The sequence below is a fragment of the Clostridium estertheticum genome, assembly GCF_011065935.2.
Classification (GTDB): Bacteria; Bacillota; Clostridia; order Clostridiales; family Clostridiaceae; genus Clostridium_AD; species Clostridium_AD estertheticum_A.
In genome coordinates this window covers 1406924-1428868 of sequence record NZ_JAAMNH020000001.1, presented here as the reverse complement: position 1 = coordinate 1428868, position 21945 = coordinate 1406924, and the positions used below count along the sequence as shown (strand labels likewise).

Here is a 21945-nt window from a genome sequence, read left to right as displayed (position 1 = left end):
ACCTCCAATACACAGCTTAATCTTCTCCCAGCTTAATTGCCTCATTAATTTTAATTTTTGATACAAATCTTCCTATTATAATTAAACCAGCCAATAAAATAATTCCTATTGTTGCATATATTTTAATATAATCTCCACCATAAGCGATAACTTTAAATGGTGGTATCTGCTCCGAAGTATTAAAAGCTACCTTAAGCATAGGTACAAAGATATCACTAACAACTCCACCAATAATTACTCCCATAAAAATTGCGGTAACAGATATAAGAAACTGCTCCCAAATAAGCATTTTTATTAACTCTTTGAAGGTAAACCCCATAGCTCTTAGTACACCAAATTGAAGTATTCTGCTCCTTATGGATATAATCCAATATATTAAAAATCCTACTGCTGTAATTGCCATGGTAACTAAAAAGCCTAAGGTTAATGCCCCATTTATTCCTTGAAGGATAGGATCATTTTTACTTTTTATAATCTCCTGACTTGTATCTTTTAGATTGTTAACTTTCAAATTCTTCTTTTTTATATCGTCATAAAGCTGCTGACTGGTAACATTATTTTGCTTTTTAATCCATACCTCATAGGGCGCTATAGGTAGATTTGCTTCCACATAATTAAAATTCCCAACTATTAAATCCTGCTGTAAATTTTCATCCTTAACTTGATGTGGATTGTAAGTAGGCCAATAATCAACAAAAGCATAAGCAATTCCACTTAAGGATCCTCTTTCCCCAAGAGTAACAGTTACCTCATCTCCCAACTTAATATTATACTTTTTTTGGAAAGAACGTGAAAGTAAAAAAGCTCTTGGATCCTTAGTCATTAGATTTAAATAATTATACCAATGATAAGTTAGTAAATCCGTTCTAAACCACGCAGTTTTACCAAATTCACTTGGGATAATACCCATAAAACAAACGTTTCTAGAGTCTTTATCACCCATAGTTATAGAGGCGTCATTTTTTGTATATACTTTTGTAGCGTAGGCTACCCCTGATAAACTTTCATATTGTTTATAGTCAGGCTCAGTATAAGTTACTACATAATCTGTAATAGGTGCTCCTGGCATGGGTCTTGGACGTTCGCCATTAATCCAATTTGCCATTATGGTAACATCTGCCCCTATAGAATACTTTATTTTCTCTTCATTATTTGTATTTATGGTCCTTGCAGCTTTTGCATTAAAAATACCTATAGAAAGAGTAAAAATCAAAAATAAAATTAAGAACTGATTCTTCCCTGTGGAACGTGATACAGACAAAAGGGAAGCATAAGCTGTGGGAGACCATGTTTTTTTTCCTATCCAAAACACTAATTTAATAATATGTGGGTAAATTCTAAGAAATAGTAGCCCCACACCTAAAATAAAAAAGGTAGATATTAAAAATAGTAAAGGATCGATAGGTAAGTCAGTTACACTTCCAGTATTGTAATTCATGATATTCTGTCTTACATTATAATTGTATATACCATAACTAGAAATACCGATAAACACAAAATCAATAAAGTATTTTTGCCAAATAGCTTTCTTATTAATTTTACTCTTTTCCTGTTTATAAAGAACAATAGTAGTTTTAGAAGCAAAAAATGCAGGAATAAGCATGGTTAAAATAAATAAACCTATTGCTATTAAAGCATATAAATATGCATTGTAATCTAAGTAGATTGGTAAACTTGTTCTTTGAACAAAATTTAAAAACCCGTTAGAGGCTCCAAGAAGTTTACATATCCACATACCAATTAAAGGTCCAAATATAATTGCTATACCACTTAAAATCAAACTTTCCGTAAGATAGCTTTTAAAAATTTGTACCCTAGTAGCTCCTCTACTCTTAAGTACAGCTATTTCATTTTTTTCTTCCTCCATAATAAGCTGAGAAACCATAAACAAATAAAATATCAGCATTAATATTACAGGAACCTGAAGCACCCACAAAAGTGTCTTCAACTGTTTTTGCCTTCCGTCATATTTTTTTAAAGTATCCAAGGAAGGTATATTAATATCTTTTGCTTGATTTGAGTTAAGCCATTTATACTGATTATCCAAATTTGTTGTAATATCACTTATATTACTTAACGTAATTTTATGGTAATCAAAGGCGGCATACCACTCAGCACTTGATACTTTACAATCATTACTTTTCATAAATTCATTACAGAAAAGTGAATAATCCATAAATAAACTATCAGAATATGAAGCTTTTCCTTGATACCAATAGGTATCATTAGTACTTTCAGGAGCAAAAACCCCTGCTATCTTTACATTGATAGGCTTAAAATTATCATCTATAGTATTTATTTTCTTTATATTATAGGTGGAATCCAGTTTTAAATCTAAATCATGCATTGCTGTTTCGCTAATCATAACCTCATAGACATCCCCACTTTTACTTTTGGAAGGATGATGCCCATGAAGCATTTTAATATGTTTATCCATATCAGACATAGCTTTAATCATAATATTCTCTGTTACTTTTTTATTTAAATATTCACTCATAAATTCAGTATTTAAATACTCAAAATTCAAGATATTTACCTTATATAGTGCGGGAATATTTATTGTTTTATAAAAATCATCCTTTATAATATTATTAAATTCATCATACTTGGATTTTCTTACATTAACATCATCGGAATAAAAATCATGTTTTAAGTAATAGGTACCTGGAAAAACATTATTTTTCACTTGATAATCTTCAAGATCCTTAGTGAGAACCTTCTGCAGTATTCCGCCTGTATATTCAGGAATACTACTCATCATAGCTGTGGCAATGATGACACCAATTAACAAACATAAAACCATCCATCTATTTTTTATCATTTTTCTTAAAACCATTTGCAGCATTTTTTCACCCTCTTTAACAGCTACTTTATTACTTTTTCACCCACATTAATTCCTTTAACAATCTCTACCTCAGTGGCATTCTGTAATCCAAGTTCTACATTTCGTTGAACCTTTAAGCCTTTATCTAGCATTTCAACATAGTTTCTTCCATTAGTACTATGTATACAATTTCTCGATAAGACTATAACATTTTCTTTCTTTTCAAGAATCATATTTATATCTATGCCGTCTCCAATTAATGCCTCTTTAGGGAGGTTGTCCACTTTAATTTGTACATATTTTTTAGCTTCTGTATTAGTAGAAAACGGCATACTGGAAGGGTTTGTTACTACAACGCCCTGATAATCCTTATAATTATACTTTAAATCAACTTTTTTGCCTAAATCAAAAACCTCTAATTTGTCTCCTGTATACTTAACTTGAAGCTTAGTGGGATCTGCCACTGTTACTAAAGTTTTAAAGGCATTTGCATAATCTCCAGCATTCATTGTATCAACATAAACCACTATCCCATCAAGGGTAGAAGTTAAGGTTGATTTCTGTTTCTCAAGCTGTAAATCATCCAGAGCCAACTTGTTTCTTTCAAAATCAAATTCTGCTCTTTTAACTTGAGAAGTGGATTTTCTAACTTGATCAATGAAATCTTGAAGCCTTGCTGCTTTTACCTCAGCCTCTTGATTTGGAGTCTTCCCTTGAGCTTTTGCAGCATTCACAGCATCCTGTGCTGCCTGCGCTGTGGCTTGATTATTCATATCCTCAGAAAGCTGCGCCTTAGCATCCTCCAATGTTAGCTGTGCCTCTTTATCTGAAAGCTCCTGCTGTTTTATTCTGCTATCTAAATTATCCGTGTCTAGTTCTGCCACTATAGCTCCCTTCTTAACCTTATCCCCTAGCTTTACATTAATGGATTTTAATGTACCACCTTTAAATTTGAAGAAAAGATTTTCTTGGTTTACAGAAACAAGAGTACCTGTCCCTGTTATCTTATTCTCAATATTTCCCTTAGTTACCGAGACTTCGTCATAAATAGGCTTGGGAGCTTCTACTAGTGGCGGCGCTAACATTTGTTCTTCCTTTGGATATAAGCTACAGGCCGTAAAATTTGATGCAATTAGGCTACTAACTAATGTAGCTAACACAATTTTAGAAATCATTTTCTTACTCTTCATATTATGTACCTCTCACCTTTTCACTTAAATATTATATTATATTCTATCGCTCCAAAATACTTATGAAGTTATCCATGTTGTATATATTTTGGAACATTTTTTATTTATGTCTAATTATTTTAAACAAGTTATGAATTTTTTTTATAGCTATTGACTTAAATATGCTGTTCTTATTGTTAAATCCCATTTCACAGGCCATGCCAGTCTCTTCCCATACAGTCCAGTTAATTGTTAATGTCCTTTTACCTTGGTTTTTTCTATAAGGGTATATACTGAATTTAGTGTAAAAAAATGGGAAGGAAAGCCTTACGACTACTGCTTTTCAATATATAGCAGAATTTAAAAAATGTAAACATCAAAAAACATACATTTATCCAAAAAACGTACATTTTTCCAAAAAGTAAACAAAACTCCTGTTTTTATATTTCATTTAAGGATAAATAATCAATTTAAAAACTAAGGTATCATTATAGCGAAGTAATTATATTTAATGGGAAAATGAATTTTACAGTTGGACTATGCGAGAGCATGGGTGTTCCTGATATTTTTAATAAATACTTAGATTCAGAATGTGGTAGAACATCTGATATCCCCTACGGAGTTTTAGCTGAAATGTTAATTGTTAATATTTGTAGCACACACCAGCCGTTGTATCACCTTAAAGAGTTTTATACCGCTGTTGACTTAGACGGTATTTTTCATTGTGAAATTGATCTAACCCATCTTTCCTATCTATATATATATATATAGCCTACCCCATTGATTAAAATGTACCCTATAGAGTAGACAATTAAAGAAAGTCTACTCTATAGGGTATTTTTGTGTATAATAAAACAAATGAAGATTGGAGTAGGTTAGATGAGCAATAAGATATTTACAAAAGAAGAAATTAATATACTATCAAATAACAAATATAGCTATTCGCAAAGCCAGCTGATATTTAACAGGTTATTATCCCGTTGAATCATTTCTTTGATGAGCTTATATTTGATGGATGGTGCCGCTTGTATTCCCAGTTCGCCTGTCGATCCATCTGAATATTTTTTTTAGAAATTCATTCTCTTGGTTTAAGTATGCAAGTTTCTGTTTCCGAGGGTTGCGTTTCAAGGTTTCCCTTGAAATACTTTTAGTTCATTCCTCCTACTTTTATGGTAGGAATTTTGTTTTTAATATATACAAAATGGGAATTTGTCAGGGTCAAATATATTTCTAATTTTCCTCGAAAACACTTGACTTTTTCAAAATGCCACCATAATTGCTAAAAAAGGTGTAAATTTTCCTTTTTGAATATTATGGGAGGTATTTATATGAACCCTGTACTAAATTCACATTCTATTTATCAAGATTCTGTTCTTGAACGTCTCCGAGTTCACTATTCTGGTGGCATCTTCGTTATCGTCAATAGTGACTGGCATCTTGTCGCAAAATTTTGGATGATTGACTTATCTTACCTGACTACTTTGCTTCAAGATTCTTATGACCCGAAGGGTCTGAAGCCTCGTGACCCAGCTTCAATGCTTCGTTCGTTTCTTCTTTTCCTCATGACCAACCCTGAAATAGGCATTACGGAATGGGTTAATCAAATGAAACGAGTACCATATTACGCTATTCTTAGTGGCTTTGAGCCTGGGCATATTCCTGGGGTTGGCACCTTCTACGACTTCTTTAAACGTCTTTGGGCATCTAATGATAAAAACTTTAAACCACAAAAACAGAAGAAACGTAAACACAAGGTTAAAAAAGGAAAAAAAGGTGAAAAAGCGCCAACTACAACTCCCGGCTTATTACCTTTTTTGCTACTGTGAAGTTTGTTATATTAAACTCTCCACTCTCCTTGTAATCTAAGGTATTATTATCATCTTCATAAAATGAATAGTTAGCCTTTTCGTCAAGGTAAGTATCAAGTATAAGGTTAGTTAGTGGTTTTTCATCTGTTTTCTGCTGAACTTCACGGGTAGGAATTATGGAATTCTCCTTAATATAAAGAGGCATAGTTCCTTCTGGATGTTTGTCCTTTTCTACGATTGGTGCTGACATAATTGAGCTTCCGAACATAAATTGGTCTATGTTGTGCTAATCCCTTCCCTCCCCCTACTTTCATAGGTTTCTATGGTACTATGAATTAGTCGGACTTCCTATAATACATTTGCTAGTCTTGCTCGTTCCCTTACTTGATTTTGCATACTGATTTATTTCAGACACTATAGGACCTCAGCTGTTCTATTAACACATTTATCATCAAACTCGCCAAGCACTCAGACTCCGGAAGAGTTATATAAATCTAACCACTACGATGTATATAATGTTGTCTGCTACCGTAAACACAGTATCGACCTCTTCATTTAGATAATAATTTTGTGGCTCAATAACCTCACTTTTGTTTCGGCTCGTTTGCTCCCTATCCTACGCTTAAATCTGACGTTACCGCTTCAACTCCAAGGACTTGGTACAGGCAGTTGGTTAGACCTTACCTGATAGGATTTTCCTACTATATGTTAATAACTTACTAATGAAAATAGATTTCTTCTACTTTTTAAGAGGAAACTTCACGCTTTCGCGTGCCGCTTCGCAGCTCGCACTTCTAACTATATTATACCATAAATGGACAATTATTGATAGTTTTCGCTCAGTCTGCCGGGGAATTTTTCGAAGGAGCTTGCGACCGAGGTTGCTTCTCATTTTTGAATTTTAAGCCGTCGTGCATTTGATTAAGCATTGACAATGTTGCTTTAGATATAAATAAGGATTAACATATATAGATGATAGGCTAATTAAATTAAACACTTCCCAAATTAAAAATCAATGTCTTTTCAGAATATTTTATTATATACTATTTAAAATGAAGGGATTACTGTTCCATCAAATCGTCCCACTCAACTAGGGTTTGAATTAAATTATCAATGCTAGGACTCTTGCCATTTCTCACATAATAGCCAGATGTTGCATTTGCTATATACATAGAACTTTCAAAATTTAAGCCTAATAATTGACCAAAGCAAAGCCCTGCATTAAAATTATCACCACCACCTGTGGACAACTTAGGCTTTTGTACAAATAAACTACTAATTTGACTTCTTCCGTCTTTATGCCAAGCAATAGAACTTTTATGAGTATGTACAACTAATGCATCAATTTTAAGCTCTTTGTACAATTCATCACCTATAGTCAATAAATCTTTATTCCCCCTTTCAGATTTAAGTGCTTTATAAACCAAATTAGTTTCATTTTCATTCAATCCAAGAATAACCTTAAAATAGTCTCCAAATTGTCTTATTAAATCTATTGCTTCACAAATATCTTCCTTGCTACGTTCTGAACAATCAGCTAAATCAAAAAAAATTACTTTCACTTTGCTTGGAGCACAAGTTGGTAAAACATCTTGTAATATCCCTCTAAAGATTGAATTTGATTGTTTTATTCCATTCCAATTTACAAGCCCTACTAAATCTCCCTTGCATATAAATTCATTTAATTTTTCCATTCCAAGTAAATTTTTTAAACTGCTCCATGTAATTTCTAATAGTTCTTCCCTTTGAGATAACATGATTTTGCCATCATTAAATTCTAATGCTGTGGTATATCCTGGGTTGGCAATAGTATGTAAAGTACAATTATAAGAAATTTCTTTAAAAATTGGTTGGATTTCCGGATAGCCCATTGCTGCCACACAATTAAGTTTTACACCTAAACTACCAAGTGCATTTGCCATTATAGGAGCATTTCCCCCTAGTTTCGTAAATCTTTCTCTAACTTCAATACCACAACTCATGCCCTTTTTAGTAATTAAATGTGCTCCAAATTCTCCAATATCATTAAAGAAAACACATTCCCTTTCTTCAGTTTGACTTTTTACAACCCTTTGAATTTTATCAATAAAAGCATCAATACCAATTGTAACTTGCTTTAAATTCAAATCTTGTACCCTATTTTTAATTTCATCAATAACTTTTGCTCTAGCATTACTCATATTTTCCACCCCTTATTTCTTAAAATAACCTAAATTCCACCTTGAATAATTACATTCATAAATCAATGTAATGTCATGAAGAATAGCTTTCATTTTTTCTTCCTTATATAAAATCATCAATGAATTGTGTGCTAATTTATAACAAATGCCTTTATCATACTTTATGCCATTCTATAAGTTGGATTAGGCTTTCCCGGCTTAAAGCATTCCATGCTTAACTCTACGCTCTTCATATTCTCTGTCTCAACTGCCCTAAAGAATATCTTTTCTAATGAAGACTTTAAAACCTCAGGCTTGGCATCAATTCTAGCATTGATTATAACATTCCATCTTGAAGAAGTTTTCTCAGCTTTTTTACTGAAGTCCAATTCCTCATGAATAGTGGTTATACTTGCCTTGCACCAATCATCTTCTGAAACTCCGTAGATTTTTAAATGAGCTATTTCAAAACTATTTTTTATGAACTCATCTTTCAACTCAATCATAACTTTTTCTATAAGCTTGCTTATATTAACATTTTCATCTGCAACTAAACTAGCTGTTAAGTTGAGCCATCCAAGCCTTGCCTCTGCATCTCCGTACATTGTGTAGTCAATATCTAAGGTTCTTGCTTTTGTGGCATTCACGTCGTAAATTGTGTTGATCCATCCATCTATGTTCAAATTATTTTTTGCCGAAACACAAACTATATCAGCAGATTTAAATTTAATTTTAATAAAATCTGTAATTTTTTTTATTTCTTCTTGGACTAAAGAATCAATTTTATTTAAAACAATTATATCCGCTTCCTCTAGCTGTTTTCTAAATAGATAATTTATTTCTGAATGAAAGCCTGAATTTTCTTCTATTAGAAGTCTTTTAATTCGCTTTGGATCTACCACTACGGAAAGAGGTCTTAGTATTACTTTTGTCATGTATTTTAGTTCTATCGGTTTGAAAATTGTTGAAATTAAGTCTGTGCAGCTACCCACTGGTTCAGCTAAAATCACATCTGGCATTTCATTTTCTGCTAAGGTTTGTACCTTATTTATAAACTCTTCAAAATTGCAACAGAAGCAGCCCCCAGTTACCTCAAGTACTGTCATGCCGGAAGCTTTTAAAAAATTTGTATCAACTAAGTCACTACCTTGGTCATTAGTAACTATACCAACTTTTTTCCCTGAACTGATAAGATATTTTGCTATACTTAGTATAGAAGTTGTTTTACCTGCACCTAAAAATCCGCCTACAACAATTAATTCAGCACTCACCATTCTCACTCTCCCACTCAATTCTTTTGATTATTTCTCTTTTATCTGGTATTGTTCCCGCGGTTATCTGCTCTCCATTTATAATTATAGCTGGAAAACTCTCTACCTCTAAGCCTTCTATACTGTGGAGATTTTTCAAGTTTTCAAGCCACCTATATTCAACATCAATAATTTCCATTTTCTTTTGCAGTTTATCAAACATTTCTCTCATAAGTCCACCTATAATAAAACAGGCAGAACATGGATCTTGCAGCAAAACTACAACTATTTTCACTCTCATGTTTCGCCTCCTATTCTACAATCCTTTTTTATTCAATACTTCCAATATAGACTTTCTTAATTCCTCTACAGATGGGATTATACTAATGTATTTAATCTCTCCATCAATACATATAGTAGGTATATTTTGAACACCAAGCTTAATCATTCTAACTACAGATTCTTTTTCCTTAATCTTGTATTCACTCCACTCTACCTTGTCCTCAAGTCCTTTAACCGCAGCCTTAACTGCTTCTACCATGTATTGGCATGGAGCACAAGAAGTTGAATCTAGAGTTATAACATCTAAAATTACTTTAAGTTCATTCTTATAGTCTGGAAGCTGCACATCTATATCTGCAAGACTTCCCTCTGCTCCTAGGAACTCTGAAACCTCCCCGTAAACTACACTAGTCACAGCCTTAACATTTTCAACCGGTGTGTTAAAAGGCATATCACAGCCTGGTGAAAGGATAAAACCCTTAGTTCCACCTATCTGTAAGCAGTTTTTTGCATCATTAATATTGTCCGTAGGAGTTCCAAACAGCATGGTAACTGTAAGCTTTATATTTCCGCCTAAAGATACACCGTACTTTGAACAGATTTCTTTAGCAAAATCAAGTGCAACGTTTTCATCAATAGAAATACTGTCAGACTTGCATTTACACATAGGTTCTATATTTCTTGTGGCGTTTCCGCATACAAAGTAAGAACTCAGCTTTTCATTTCCCTTTATATACTCAAACAAGGTGGTTATATATGGTGAAACAAATGATTCGAAATTTTCAGGAGATATCTGAGAAACCATAGGGTCTACTACTGCAATTACATCTACTCCTGCCTCCATATACATTCTTGCAGTATTTTTACAAACCTCCAGGCAAAAACCCATAAGCTCTTGAATATTTTCAGGCTCATCCATCATTTCGTAGAATATATCTGTACCTTTTAAATGCAGTGCCAAGGTAAAAGGTCCTGTTATAAGTCCATAGATAGCAATCTTATCACCTAAGGTGCTGCAAATTTTTCTTGTAGCTTCTAAAACTATTGGAAATCTTCCATCAAGTTCTGTTGGAATCTTCAAATCCTTTAACTCTATTCCATCTTCAAGAGGATGTGATGTAACTGCTGGTGGATTATTTTCTGAATATTGAAGCTTACAGCCCATAGCCTCCGCCTCAACCTGTAAATCAAATAATGCTGGAAGTCCATCTGGCCTGTATAGTTCATAAGCCTTAGTAACACCCCTAACCATATTATCCACTGACTTAAAATACTCCTCACAGTTTACTCCAATTAAACTTGCACCATGGCAACCTACAAAAGGCACCCAAGGAGCTCTTGTAACTTCTTCATTTTTCAACGCTCCTAAAACTAATTCTCTTGAATTCATATATATAATTCCTCCTAAACTCTTATTATTTATTACTATGATACAAATATAAACCTTTTCATAACTTCTGTATTGTAATATGACTATACTTTTTAGTAATATTTTATTGTGATGAAATTATTCAAAATCTATTTTGACTGGCTTAGGCAAAGCTAACCCACATGCTATCTCAATACCCTTTATTATTCCGGAAGGAACAGGACATGCAACATGCTTACTATACTTCTGTGCTGCATTATAAACTTTAGAATCTTGAAATTTCGCAAAACATTCTACAAAGCCGTCAATTTCTTGTATCTCCTTAGCCATTTCCATGATATATGGACATAGCGATTCAATTTTAATGATCACTTCCTGCATATCTTCAGTTTCTATAATAATTTTAGAGATTAGCCCACAAATACCTGGATTAATATTAACTACGCTCATATTTACCTCCTCCATTAATAGATATATTTATTAAGTCATCTTCCTATATTGACCTGGAGAAATCCCTTCAATTTTTTTAAATACTTTCGTATAATAGCTCTGATCTGTAAATCCAACAGTATGAGCTATATCACTTAATGCGCTCTTCAAATTCGTCAAATATTTCTTGCTTTCTTCAACTCTCACCATATTTAGATAATCAATAAAATTTATGCCCATTTCTTTTTTGAATAATCTACTAAAATAAGATGGGCTCAAATAAACATATTCAGCTACACTATTTAAGGATATATTGTCACTAACATTATCATTAATATACTCCATAGATTTTTGTATAATATGAACATTATTAATATTCTCCACATTATATATACATTCACTAAATGTATCCAATACTTTTATTATCCACTGACAAAGTCTCTCAACATTGTTTAATGAAGACACCTCACTTAAATATTTGAAATTAAGTCCAAAAACCATTTCCAGATTCCCTCCGCCCTCAACTGCGGCCCTAGAAAGTACGATCATAAGCTCTAACACTCTGGCTCTAGTTATTTCAATGTTGCTACCATCGTTAAACAAAACATGTCCTAGAAGCTCATTTAATATGAGTTTTGCTCCTTTTTTATCCCCAACTTTAACTCTAGATAGCAGTTCTTTTTCCAGTTCTACAGGATAGTAATTTGAGATGTGTTCAGAATAGTCTTTATATTTTACATTTTGTATTTCCTCATTAATTGCCGCCTGCTCAGCGTAGAACTTTTTTCTTTCGGAAAGTATAATACTTTCCTCAAACATTATATCCTTTGAAATAATATCTAGTAATTTTGCCAAATACCTAACTCTTCCAGGTTCAACAATAGGTACATTTTTAACATAGTTTTGTAATATTTCCCTACTATCCTCATAAAAATTGTATATTTTAACTAAATCCTCTACCATAAAATCATCAGAGGTGTTCATTCTTATAGGTCCACCTATTAATGCTCCCTTAAAAACCCCACCAATAACGATAGAAGTTGCAAAGTGGACTAATCCACTAGGACAAAAATATACATATGGCTCACCAATTTTCTCTGATTGCTTGCTGGCATAAAGATGTGACTGGCTACAGGTACATCTTTCTCGACTTAATTCTTTGAATTTAATACAAAACTGACAAGGTTCTCCCTCAGAATGAATTGTTTCACCAAATTCATCAATATTAAAACATAACACACCAGTACACTTATTATAGGTTTTAAGATGATCTATTAAAGTTTCTTTATCTAAACTACTCTTTTGTAGATACATTAAATTTTCCTCCTTAACCTGAGATTCCGGGTAAAAGGCTAATCACTCCACCTATATTAATATCAAGCTCATCTTCTTCAATAGTAAAATCAAAATCTATTTTGAAGTCAATTACATCCGCGCTCCTAACAATCTACGTACAATATAACCTATACTCATCACAATATATTACAAAATCCCTATATTGTTTTAGGGGTTTTTTTACTTTCATTTTTAATATAAATAGCTCTAACTTCATTGAGCTAAATGATAAAGTTACACCTTGTGTGAACAAAAATACAAGGGTCTTTGGGTAGAATGGAATTATGCCAGCGTAGTTCTACAAGCACCTAATATTATGCTGTTTTATTTTAAAATTTCTAAGTTTTACCTGTTAGTAATAATATAGCTGAGGAGTAAACATAGATAAGGCATACCCTGTGAACCGAATTTATATTCTTGGAACGCAGAGTATGCCTAGGTATATACAGTCCTGTTGACTGCGGCTTTAACAGCATTAATTAATTTGTTATTCTCCCCTAAGCTTCCTACCCATTTCTACCATTGCAAGATAACCTTCAACCGGTACATAATTAGGTATAGAATTCCCGCAGCCTAATGCAAAACCACCCTTGTTTATAGAATATCCTACTACTTCTTTTACTCGTTCTTTAATTGTATTTTGACTTTGCTGACAAAGAGTATCTGTATCAATACCTCCAAAATTTCCTATTCTATTACCGTATCTCTCTACCCATTCTGAAAATGGAGCTATCCCATCCTCATTAGAATGCTTTGCATCAATTTTAGCAATATTAATTATATCTTCCATTACGTCAAATATATTTCCACAAGAATGAAGCAGAAAAGGTTTATTATAGCTATGTACCATTTCAACTATAGATTTATATTGTGGTATTATATGGGTTTTAATATCCTCTGCGGATATTAATGTTGAAGTATTAAAGCCCAAGTCATCTCCAAATCTGCACACAGCGTATATATCTCCATATTTCCTCAAAAAAGTTGACCATATACTTCTCATTACTGATGCCACTTTTTCAAATAAATCTGCGTAAAGCTCAGGGTCATCAACTGATATATAACATAAATCCATGTATCCTACTAAATCCTGAACACATTCGAAAACTCCATTTCCAACACCTCCTATAGCCTTCATTCCATCCGGCATCACTTCTCCAAGTACTTCAAAATCTTCGCCAAAGGTATTGAAGTATATTTCATGCACTGATTCCCAGGGATATTTTTTAAAATCCTCTCTATTTTTAATTACACCAGGTTGCTGTCTTCCAAGTGCGCCACCCCCAGGTAATATCTCAGTAATACACCCCTCAAAACTCACAGTATCATATCCCATAGTCTTAAAAAAGTTAGTATAATTCCTGAAGAACTCTTTTTTTTCATCTCTATTACCCTTGAGCAAATCAGCAAAGTTTTTGCCTAATATTTTCTCCATTATCTCCACACATATAATATGTTCATATAATGGCATTCTGTCTGGTTTAATGTTCCGTGCGGCTTTAATCATATTGTTATAATCCGGCTTAAAATTCATCAAAATTCCTCCTGCAGTTTTTATTTTTAAATTAATGGTTTCTCATTTTTTTCCATACATTCAGCTAGTATCTATTTCTTTAAATATATTATAGAATAACTCTATATAATATTAGTTGATAAATAATGACATTTTATTAAGAAAAAATAACATTAGTGAGGGATATCATGAAAAAAAATCATAAAATACCTTGAAAATGTAAATTTAAATATAATGATAGGTTGTATTAACATTAATGTAATCAGTTTTGCAAAATTAGAGGCAGGCAGTGACTGGTCTGTTATGAATCACTGTCATTCGGGCTTTGATTTTCACATAATCCCTATTGGAAGGGGACATATAAATATTCAAGATACCGATCTCACAGTAAATAAAGGAGAGTTTTATATCACTGGTCCCTATGTAATGCACAGTCAGGTTTCTGATAGTGAAATGCCAATGGAGGAATCCACTTTTATACTTAATTATTCAAAATCACTCCTGACTGTTTTTGGCAAAGCTAACCCACATGTTCTCTCAATACGATTTAAACTACACTTTTTAATTTGGTGGAAATACCAATGAAATTAATGGTTTTACATTACAATACTCTGCTTGATTTTCTCCATTTGTAATGACATCCATAATATTTTTATTAACTATAGCAAGTCCTGGATAGGTCATAACTGTCATTATTAATCTTTCCTTCGAATTTGAACTAGCTAACCAATAATGACTTTGCAACTTCAGCAGCTGTTGCAGCATCTGCTGTATAATAATCTGCTCCTATTTTTTTAGCAAAATTAGTTGTGATTGGAGCTCCACCTATCATGAATACGTATTTTTCTCTAATTCCACGTTTAGTAAACTCGTCAATTATCTCTTTCATGGCAGGCATTGTTGTTGTCAAAAGAGCTGATAGACAAACAATTTGTGCCCCTACTTCCTCTGCTTTATCTGCAAAGGCTTCAGGTGTAACATCAGTACCTAAATCGTAAACCTCAATACCTGTTCCTTTAAGCATCATTCTAACAAGGTTTTTACCAATATCATGTAAATCTCCCTTAACAGTTCCTATCACTGCAACACCTATTGCTTTAATTCCAGCCGCTGCGAGAATTGGCTCAAGTATTTGCATTCCAGCATTCATAGCACGGGCAGCTATTAACATTTCTGGAACATAAATTTCATTATTCTTAAACTTTACACCAACTTCACCCATAGCTGATATTAAACCATCATTTAATATTTCCTCAACACTCATATTTTCTTCAAGACCTAAACTAACTAATTCCTTAACCTTTTTAGCATTACCCTTTTGTACGAATAATGAAAGTTCTTTTAAATCCATAACTAATTCCTCCTAAAATTTTAGTTTTATTACTATTATACAAATATAATCCTTTTTATAACTTCTGTATTGTAATAAACTTATACTTTTTAGTAATATTTTATTGTAATGTAGTTAAACCCTTAGTAAATTTATTCTCATCATCTAGAATTTCATCAAGTTGACCTTTATGTCAAGATATATATATATCCCGCGCATACTAGATTTAACGCAATCTTAACCACAGCAAGCATTTGACAATGCTTAATATATCTAATTATCAAGCAGGAAACGGATTCCTCTCCAATATTAATCTAACCCATAAAATTCATCAGTTAAAGCTTCTTTCAAAAATAGTTGCAAATGCAAAGTTAACTGTGGTGATTCAAGTGCAGAAAATAAAGAGTAAAATAAATAAAGAAGAAGCAAATGAAATTTGGTATGAGGAAGACAAAAAATTTGAAATGAAAACTTACAAAAAAGTTTCTAAATGTATAATGAAGAAAATCAATTAAGATTTCTAAAATTTATCAATAAGAAAAGTGAGAAATAATATTCTCAAATACTAATAATAACAACTGATTTTGAAATTTCTTTAAAATTATTGCATAAGATTATCTATTAATGTTTCTTCATCTAAATTACACTTTTGTAAGTACATTAAATTGTCCCCCTGTTAAAACATTATTGAATCCATAAAATACTCTTGAAAATCTGCCCTATTAGATAATTCTATATATATGGTAGCTTTTTTTATTTGTAATGCTTTTTCCTTTTGCTCCTGTGACAATAAATACATTCTAGCACCGCTGCCAGCGCTGTTACCAATAGAGTAGACTTTGTCTTCTAGCTCTTTAGGCAACATTCCAATGTTGGTTGTACTATTTATATCCATAAAGTTGCCAAAACCACCGGCTATATATATTTTTTCTATTTCCTTATAGCTTATGCCCTTCTCAGAAATTAATATTTTTATACCTGCACTTATTGCTGCCTTTGCAAGTTGTACCTCTCTAACATCCTTTTGAGTGAAATATATAGGATAATTATTCTTTCCATTCTCTGCAATAAGAAATTGTTTCATTCCCTCAATGGTAACTAGTCTTTTCCTTAAAATTGTATCTGTAATTTCTTCAGCATCAGCCATTCTACCAGTTTCATCAATAAGTCTATATTTAAGCAATTCAGAGACCACATCAAGTACCCCAGAACCACATATCCCTATGGGTAATTCATCTCCAATTGTTTTGTATATTTTCTCTTTTGAAAAATCAATTTTTGATACAGCACCCTTCACTCCACCTATACCATATGTAATATTGGCACCTTCAAAGGCCGGGCCTGCAGCTGTTGAACAGGCAACAATTCCTTTATTGTTTCCAAGCGCTATCTCACCATTCGTACCAAGATCCAAAAGAATGGTGTATTTTTCAGATTCTATCATTCCACTGGCTAATATTCCTGCTGTTATATCACTTCCAACATAACTTGAAATACCTGGTAAAATACTTGCTATACCACCTATATTAATTCCAATATCTTCACCATTAAAATCTATATTCTCTGTAAATGCGGAAATGTATGGTGCCATAGATATATTTATACAAGAAATTCCTAAAAGCATATGAATCATCACTGTATTTCCGGCTATTGTCATATTGTAGATATGTTCTTTTGCTAAATTATTATTTAAACATAGTGATTCTACCATTTCATTTATTTGATTTACTATTAAGCTTTTCAAAACTTGTACACCATTTGAATTCTCTATTGTAAAATTAATTCTTGAAATTACGTCCGCTCCGTAGGTTCTTTGTTTATTAACCTGGGAGGCTATATCTACAGTTCGTCCACTTACCATATCCACTAAATAACATGCTATTGTTGTGGTCCCAATATCTACTGCCATTCCATATAATATATCGGAAGTATCTCCACTTTCTAATGTCACTACTGTATTTTCATATATACAAGCTGTAACTTTAAAATCATCCCTTCTAATAATGTCACTTAAATTGCATATTGTTTTACTACTAATACTTATTTTCTTTAATTGCAGCTCATCCTTTAGTCTATACAAATCATCTTTTTGATCATTGATGCTAGGGGCCTTTAATTTTAAAAACTCTTTTTTAAAAGAAGGCTTAATCGCTACAGCAAAATCTTGCCCCGCTGTTAGTACATAGATATTTTCTTCCTTAGACATAACCGTTAGCTCTATATCATTAACTATTTTGTATGAGCATGCCAAATGGATACCTTTTTCTATCTCCTGAATGCTTAAATGAGCTGTCTCAGCTTTACTGGTTTGTCGAGTTCCATGAGTTATTAAAACCTTACATTTTCCACAGGTTCCTTTGCCATTGCAAGGATTTTGAACAATAATATTATTTTCAATAAGAGCTTTGAGTAAGTTTTGTCCTTTAAAAGCTTTTATGACACTAATGTTATTATCAGTTTTAATCCTTATTTCAATATTTTTATCCATCCTATAGCTACAGCTTTGCATGTTACATTCGGTGCAAATATGCTCTGATTTATTGATTCCAATTCCTTCACCAAATCCAAAAATTGCTGAGGTTGATTTAAAAGGAATCATCAACGAAGATTCTAATAATTCTACGTTGAGCTTTGTTTCCTTAAAGCAATCGAATATTTTCCTTTGCTCATTTACAGGCCAAGCTGTATCACCTGGGGATAACCTTTGGGTAATCCCCATATTAGTCCCTTTTAGATCATCCACAAGACTATTCCAAAACATTTTATTTATATACCCCACACAGGTTGTCCCAATATTGTCCACAATCATACCTTTTAAATAATCCTCATCATCAAAGGCATTTTGTATAACCTTATCAATTTCCACTCCAATAGTAGAAACTAAAACTATTATATAACTACAACCCTTTAGTTTATTAACAATAAATTCACCTTCAAAAACAATGGAATTATCTAATATAACTCTTTCTTTTTCTATACTCTTAATATTTATTTTTTCAGACCATATTTGAGATTTAATATAGGTTTTGCAATTTCTTATCTCTTCTCTTAAAGAATTTAAAACTTCTTCCCCAGGTTCCGAATCCTTATAGCCAAATAATCTTATTATTTCATCTTCTTCTATATTTAAATCAAATTCTGTTCTAATCCTCATTATATCAGCACTCCCTTAGCATCTATACAGCTTATACGCCATTTTTTTAATATCCTCTGCGTATATTCTCCTTTCTCACGACAATATCTAGACAACTCTATTTCTGACATTGTATAAGTCTTCAAATCCATTAGAATTTTTTTCTTTAGGACATAAACCGTTTTTCTTAATACTATTTTTAACGGTTTATGCATCTCACTCTATTATAACTTACTTATATTCAACAAAACTTTATTTTTTTCTGATTCTTCAATATTTATATACTGTGAATTAGCAGGACCTGTTTTGTTATTTTCTACAATTAGAACTCTAGCATCTTCACTCATAAGTATATTGTGCCAGGCATTCCTTTTAACGTTATAAACTATATCCTTTTCCATATATATTGTTTTTATATTAATTGGTAAATTTTCTATACCACCTATTATAAGATAAGCCTTTCCCTTTTGTAAAACAAATATTTCATCCGTAAGATTATGACGCTCTAATGTACTAAGTTTTAACTTATCCACCTGATCTTCATAATTTAAAATAGCTACAATCCAAGATTCAAAATTATGTATCGGATTATAACCTGGTTCTTTACAATCTAACAGTTCTAAATCATTGTCCATGTCAATCTCCCCTCAAAATAGACTTAATTAATTTGTGAAGTATCCCCATAAAGTTCTCTTCTTGAGACTTTCTAATTTACCAGTTATATCTGAAAATCCTACAAATCAGAAAATTTTGCTAGCTAACCAATAATGATTTTGCTACTTCCGAAGCAGTTGCAGCATCTGCTGTATAATGATCTGCCCCTATTTCTTTTGCATAATTAGTGGTAATTGGTGCTCCACCAATCATAAATATATATTTTTCTCTAATTCCACGTTTAGTAAACTCGTCAATTATCTCTTTCATGGCAGGCATAGTTGTTGTCAAAAGAGCTGAAAGACAAACTATTTGTGCCCCTACTTCCTCTGCTTTATTTGCAAAGGCTTCAGCCGTAACGTCAGTACCTAAATCATAAACCTCGATACCTGCTCCCTTAAACATCATTATTACTTAACCTTTTTAGCATTACCATTTTGTACAAATAGTGAAAGTTCTTTTAAATCCATGTCACTAATTCCTCCTAAAATCATATCTTTTATTACTATGATACAAATATAAACCTTTTCATAGCTTCTATATTGCAAAGAAAACATACTTTTTATTAATATTTTTTTCTAGAATCTTGAATTGTACAATGCCTCAATATTTTCCATTGGAACGTCTCCCTCAAACCACTGATTACTTGCTAATATATACCCTCCGTTAACATTAAGGGTATCTATATAGTATCTGGTTTCCTTTGCAACTTCTTCAGGTGTTCCAAAAGGCAAAATAGTTTGAGTATCTATTCCACCATGGAAAGCTATTTTATCTCCGAAGTCTTTCTTAAGACCCTCAGGTTCCAATCCTTTTACCTTTTGTAAAGGTTCTAATATATCAACTCCACAATCAATTAATGCAGGTATAACAGGTCTTACTGCACCACAAGAATGTTGTTGATAAAAGGCACCATATTTGTGTGCTAACTTAACAAGTTTTTTAGTATTTTCTTCAAAGTAATCTTTCCACATATCCATACCAAATAACAAGCTGATTTGTGTTCCATAATCATCATGTGGTCTCAAAATATCTATTTGCCCGTCCCCTGCTATAAGTATCCTTTCATAATACTCTAATTCAAATTCAACCAACCGGTCAAAAATTCTATGTGCAAACGTTGGGTTTAAAATCATATCCATGAATAGGTTTTCCATACTTCTTAAAAAAGTAGCAACTTGGAAAGGTCCTTCATGTCCAACTATTATTGCTTTATTTTTATGTTTCTCACATTGACGTTTTATACTTTCATAATCAAACCAATCTGCTGATGGCCATTTAAAGTTATTAATTTCTTCCACAGTTTCCATAGTATCAAAAGGATACAAGCAAGTTACTTCGTTATAATCTCTACCTGTCCAATGTGACTTAGTTTTAAAACCCAAGAAATTATCCTTAATTTCATATCCATTTCCTTTAACTACCTTTAGTTCAGGGCCAATATAAGTTGCCTCAATACTTCTCATATCGATATCAAATTTTTGGTATACCTGTTCACGATCGCTAAATCCATTATGTTTAAGTATCTTATTCATAACGAACTCTACACACTCAAAATTTGTAGGTACCCTATCTGGTTGCTGATGCATAATTGCTTTTCTAACTCTTTCTTTTGAATTCAAATTAATTCCCTCCTTGTATTAACAAAACATTTATCGTTTTCCTAAGGAAAAATCACCCATATAACTCTCATCTCAAAATAGATTTAATTAATCTTTCTTTGGAATTTGCATAGTATTAATAAGTACAGCTACAAGAATTAAAAGTCCTCGAACAATGTATTGAACATATTCATTTATATTCATAAGTGTCATGGCATTAATTATAACACCAAGGAATATTAAGCCTATGAATGTACCCCAAACCTTACCAGTACCACCAAATAAACTGGCACCACCAATTATAACAGAAGATATAGCAGTCATTTCCCATCCTTTACCGAATGAAAAAGAGCCTGACATAACTTGTGAAGAAACTAATATACCACCTAATGCTGCACAAAGCTGTACTACTACCATAACAATAATTTTTACTTTTGTTACATTAATACCTGAAAGACGTGCTGATTCTGGGTTGCCACCAACTGCGTACACTGACCTTCCAAATACAGTATAATTCATTATAAAAAAGATAATTAAAAAAACAATAATAAGTATTATAGCTGGTATTGGAATTACTCCAAATACTTGACCAGCACCAAGTACATTATACCAATTTGGTAATGTAGTAATGGGAAAACCTTTAGATAGCACAGCGGCAAGTCCATACACAACATTCATCATTGCAAGCGTAATAATAAATGAAGGCATTTTAAATTTGGTGAGAAGCCAACCATTAAATAAACCAATTAAACCAGCTGATATAAAGGCTAATAGAATACCAACTATTACAGCTTGATTCATAGACATTATTCCTGCTTTACTTAATGATCCTGAAGTCATTCCAATAATAACTCCACTTAGAGCAACTGTGGATCCAATTGATAGATCTATTTCTCCTGCAATGATAACCATTGTCATTCCAAAAGCTATTACACCTTGTAATGACATATTTCTTAATATGTTTAATAAATTGCCTGCAGTTAAAAAGCCTGATGAAGCAAATGTCATTGCTATTATTATTACTAATAGTATAATCTCAAGCATATAATTATTTGTAATCTTTTTTATATTAATCCTATTTAATTTCAA

General features: G+C 32.3%; 22 protein-coding genes. 4 read left to right on the top strand and 18 right to left on the bottom strand.

Going from position 1 to position 21945, the window contains the following annotated elements:
• Nucleotides 1-16 precede the first annotated feature (16 nt).
• Nucleotides 17-2845 (bottom strand): ABC transporter permease, encoded by a 2829-nt coding sequence (locus G9F72_RS06590; RefSeq protein WP_164956549.1) that lies wholly within the window; start codon nucleotides 2843-2845, stop codon nucleotides 17-19.
• A 20-nt stretch (nucleotides 2846-2865) separates the two neighbouring features.
• A complete protein-coding gene (locus G9F72_RS06585; protein ID WP_164956548.1) occupies nucleotides 2866-4014 on the bottom strand; it encodes an efflux RND transporter periplasmic adaptor subunit in 1149 nt (382 codons plus the stop codon).
• A gap of 498 nt (nucleotides 4015-4512) precedes the next feature.
• On the opposite strand from G9F72_RS06585, the gene G9F72_RS06580 reads away from it, so the two are divergent.
• Together G9F72_RS06580 and G9F72_RS06575 are read left to right on the top strand one after the other, a co-directional pair.
• Complete coding sequence (locus G9F72_RS06580) at nucleotides 4513-4764, top strand: DUF4277 domain-containing protein (protein ID WP_164956547.1); 252 nt, start codon at nucleotides 4513-4515, stop codon at nucleotides 4762-4764.
• Nucleotides 4765-5321: 557 nt separating this feature from the next.
• Nucleotides 5322-5819, top strand: a complete 498-nt coding sequence (locus tag G9F72_RS06575; RefSeq protein ID WP_164956546.1) for a hypothetical protein — start codon at nucleotides 5322-5324, stop codon at nucleotides 5817-5819.
• Here G9F72_RS06575 and G9F72_RS06570 read toward each other — a convergent pair.
• From G9F72_RS06570 to G9F72_RS06535, 8 genes are all read right to left on the bottom strand, one after another.
• On the bottom strand, nucleotides 5782-6051 hold the full coding sequence (locus G9F72_RS06570) for a DUF5110 domain-containing protein (RefSeq protein WP_224675998.1): 270 nt from the start codon (nucleotides 6049-6051) through the stop codon (nucleotides 5782-5784). The genes G9F72_RS06575 and G9F72_RS06570 overlap by 38 nt on opposite strands.
• An 811-nt stretch (nucleotides 6052-6862) precedes the next feature.
• The gene (locus G9F72_RS06565; RefSeq protein WP_164956544.1) at nucleotides 6863-7981 is read right to left on the bottom strand and encodes a hypothetical protein; all 1119 of its coding nucleotides are present in this window, start codon (nucleotides 7979-7981) and stop codon (nucleotides 6863-6865) included.
• 161 nt (nucleotides 7982-8142) lie between these two features.
• Entirely contained in the window at nucleotides 8143-9234 is a 1092-nt protein-coding gene (locus tag G9F72_RS06560) for a GTP-binding protein (RefSeq protein ID WP_164956543.1), read from the bottom strand.
• The gene (locus G9F72_RS06555) at nucleotides 9221-9511 is read right to left on the bottom strand and encodes a thioredoxin family protein (RefSeq protein WP_164956542.1); all 291 of its coding nucleotides are present in this window, start codon (nucleotides 9509-9511) and stop codon (nucleotides 9221-9223) included. The genes G9F72_RS06560 and G9F72_RS06555 overlap by 14 nt, the downstream gene beginning before the upstream one ends.
• Before the next feature lie 15 nt (nucleotides 9512-9526).
• Nucleotides 9527-10882 (bottom strand): uroporphyrinogen decarboxylase family protein, encoded by a 1356-nt coding sequence (locus G9F72_RS06550; protein WP_164956541.1) that lies wholly within the window; start codon nucleotides 10880-10882, stop codon nucleotides 9527-9529.
• Between the two features lie 117 nt (nucleotides 10883-10999).
• Nucleotides 11000-11311: a DUF6951 family protein gene (locus G9F72_RS06545; RefSeq protein WP_164956540.1), complete on the bottom strand. Its 312-nt coding sequence runs from the start codon at nucleotides 11309-11311 to the stop codon at nucleotides 11000-11002.
• A gap of 30 nt (nucleotides 11312-11341) precedes the next feature.
• On the bottom strand, nucleotides 11342-12604 hold the full coding sequence (locus G9F72_RS06540) for a PocR ligand-binding domain-containing protein (protein WP_164956539.1): 1263 nt from the start codon (nucleotides 12602-12604) through the stop codon (nucleotides 11342-11344).
• Between the two features lie 508 nt (nucleotides 12605-13112).
• Nucleotides 13113-14159 (bottom strand): uroporphyrinogen decarboxylase family protein, encoded by a 1047-nt coding sequence (locus G9F72_RS06535; RefSeq protein WP_164956538.1) that lies wholly within the window; start codon nucleotides 14157-14159, stop codon nucleotides 13113-13115.
• Nucleotides 14160-14372: 213 nt separating this feature from the next.
• Between G9F72_RS06535 and G9F72_RS27560 the strand changes: the two genes are divergently transcribed.
• Complete coding sequence (locus G9F72_RS27560) at nucleotides 14373-14723, top strand: AraC family ligand binding domain-containing protein (protein WP_164956537.1); 351 nt, start codon at nucleotides 14373-14375, stop codon at nucleotides 14721-14723.
• Here the strand turns inward: G9F72_RS27560 and G9F72_RS26935 are convergent.
• Both G9F72_RS26935 and G9F72_RS06525 read right to left on the bottom strand, forming a co-directional pair.
• Entirely contained in the window at nucleotides 14700-14831 is a 132-nt protein-coding gene (locus G9F72_RS26935; protein ID WP_263486783.1) for a hypothetical protein, read from the bottom strand. The two genes, G9F72_RS27560 and G9F72_RS26935, sit on opposite strands and share 24 nt — an antisense overlap.
• 25 nt (nucleotides 14832-14856) lie before the next feature.
• Nucleotides 14857-15489 carry a B12-binding domain-containing protein gene (locus G9F72_RS06525; protein ID WP_164956536.1) on the bottom strand — a complete coding sequence of 211 codons (633 nt, stop codon included), beginning with the start codon at nucleotides 15487-15489 and terminating at the stop codon, nucleotides 14857-14859.
• 239 nt (nucleotides 15490-15728) lie between these two features.
• Here G9F72_RS06525 and G9F72_RS06520 point away from each other — a divergent pair, with 239 nt between their 5' ends.
• Nucleotides 15729-15983: a hypothetical protein gene (locus G9F72_RS06520; protein ID WP_164956535.1), complete on the top strand. Its 255-nt coding sequence runs from the start codon at nucleotides 15729-15731 to the stop codon at nucleotides 15981-15983.
• 161 nt (nucleotides 15984-16144) lie between these two features.
• On the opposite strand, the gene G9F72_RS06515 is transcribed toward G9F72_RS06520, so the two are convergent.
• The 6 genes from G9F72_RS06515 to G9F72_RS06490 form a co-directional block, all read right to left on the bottom strand.
• Nucleotides 16145-18622 carry an ASKHA domain-containing protein gene (locus G9F72_RS06515; RefSeq protein WP_224675997.1) on the bottom strand — a complete coding sequence of 826 codons (2478 nt, stop codon included), beginning with the start codon at nucleotides 18620-18622 and terminating at the stop codon, nucleotides 16145-16147.
• A gap of 203 nt (nucleotides 18623-18825) precedes the next feature.
• Nucleotides 18826-19236 carry a hypothetical protein gene (locus G9F72_RS06510; protein WP_164956534.1) on the bottom strand — a complete coding sequence of 137 codons (411 nt, stop codon included), beginning with the start codon at nucleotides 19234-19236 and terminating at the stop codon, nucleotides 18826-18828.
• Nucleotides 19237-19354: 118 nt separating this feature from the next.
• The gene (locus tag G9F72_RS06505; RefSeq protein ID WP_164956533.1) at nucleotides 19355-19663 is read right to left on the bottom strand and encodes a B12-binding domain-containing protein; all 309 of its coding nucleotides are present in this window, start codon (nucleotides 19661-19663) and stop codon (nucleotides 19355-19357) included.
• Nucleotides 19664-19665: 2 nt separating this feature from the next.
• Entirely contained in the window at nucleotides 19666-19812 is a 147-nt protein-coding gene (locus tag G9F72_RS06500; protein ID WP_224675996.1) for a hypothetical protein, read from the bottom strand.
• Nucleotides 19813-19833: 21 nt separating this feature from the next.
• The gene (locus G9F72_RS06495; protein WP_164956531.1) at nucleotides 19834-20877 is read right to left on the bottom strand and encodes a uroporphyrinogen decarboxylase family protein; all 1044 of its coding nucleotides are present in this window, start codon (nucleotides 20875-20877) and stop codon (nucleotides 19834-19836) included.
• An 87-nt stretch (nucleotides 20878-20964) separates the two neighbouring features.
• On the bottom strand, nucleotides 20965-21945 hold the full coding sequence (locus tag G9F72_RS06490; RefSeq protein ID WP_224675995.1) for an ABC transporter permease: 981 nt from the start codon (nucleotides 21943-21945) through the stop codon (nucleotides 20965-20967).